The 1,419-nt window shown below is 56.7% G+C and carries 1 protein-coding gene; it reads right to left on the reverse strand.

The window, feature by feature from the left end; all coding sequences use genetic code 11:
- Positions 1-64: 64 nt before the first annotated feature.
- On the reverse strand, positions 65-1,419 hold a 1,355-nt coding region (locus F0Q45_RS25945), incomplete at its 5' end, for a beta strand repeat-containing protein (protein WP_149656586.1).

Below are 1,419 nucleotides of genomic sequence, written 5' to 3' on the forward strand. Positions count from 1 at the left end.
TGACCCGTGTCGCCCTACACGACCGTGCAAGGCGTCCCGGAAAAGCAGCCGCTCACTCCCGCGGCTACCCGAAGAATCCCGAGAGTCCAAAACCCGAGTTGAAGCCGCCGGAGTTCTGCTCACCTGAATTTACGACACCCGAGCTGTCACTACCCGAGTTCGCGATTCCAGCCAGGCGATTGCCTGAGTTGGTTAGTCCTGCGTTGTTAATGCCGATATTGCCGAAACCGGAGTTGAAGCCAGGAATCAGCGCAGGACCTGCGTTAGAGAAACCTGAATTGCCGATGCCGGTGTTGAAGAAACCAGAGTTGCCGCTTCCGTCAGGGTCACTGTTCCCCCAGCCCGAGTTTCCGGCACCCTGGTTACCAAATCCCGAATTCGCGACTGGTTGATCCACCGCACTACCGAAGGCGGTGTTGAGGTCGCCACCGTTGAGTCCACCGGTATTGGTGTTTCCCCCATTGAAGAAACCCGTATTGACGTTGCCCGCGTTCAGGAAACCAGTGTTCGAGTCGCCCGCGTTCATAAACCCAGTATTTCCTGCACCTGAATTTCCGGAGCCGGTGTTGTGGGTACCTACGTTGAAGCTGCCCGAATTTCCGTTTCCGGCGTTGAAAATCCCGAAATTCGTGTTACCTGCGCTCCCAATACTGGTATTCGAGTTACCAGCGTTCCAGAAACCAGTATTGAAGTCACCAGCGTTTCCGAAGCCAGTGTTTCCGTTGCCGGAGTTGCTCCAACCGAAGTTGTTGTCACCAGAGTTAAAGAAGCCGATGTTGTTGTTTCCCGAGTTGAACAAGCCGATATTTCCAGTACCCGAGTTCAATGCGCCGAAGCCGAACTGACCGTCGCCGGTGAGCCCGAAGCCGATATTGTTGTTCCCCTTGTTCCCAAATCCGATATTGCCGCTACCGAGATTCCCGAACCCAATATTGGTGCCACCAAGGTTCCCGCTGCCCACGCTGAAATCACCGGTGTTTCCACTACCCAGCGCGGCATCGCCCAAGTTGCCGCCACCGAGGTTGAGGGTGCCGAAGTTTCCGCTGCCCAGATTGAGGCTACCGATGTTGCCGCTGCCCAAGTTTCCGCTGCCAAAATTTCCACTGCCAAAATTAAAGTCGCCGGTGTTTCCGCTGCCGGTGTTATTGCTTCCGGTGTTTCCGCCGCCCCAGTTATCGCCGCCGAAGTTTCCGCTGCCGAGGTTGCCGTTGCCGACATTTCCACTACCTAGGTTGTTGTTGCCGATATTTCCGCTACCCAGGTTGAACGACCCGATGTTTCCGAAGCCCAGATTGAAGATCAGGCCGCCAAGCTGTTGCGCGGCAGCCGCCGGCGCGCCTGCTGCCGGGACAATCAACGCTAGCGGTGCGCTGGCCGCAACCACATTGGACTGCATCGCCTCACCCACCAGACCGGAAA

The sequence above is a fragment of the Mycobacterium simiae genome, assembly GCF_008370645.1.
GTDB classification, from domain to species: Bacteria; Actinomycetota; Actinomycetes; order Mycobacteriales; family Mycobacteriaceae; genus Mycobacterium; species Mycobacterium simiae_A.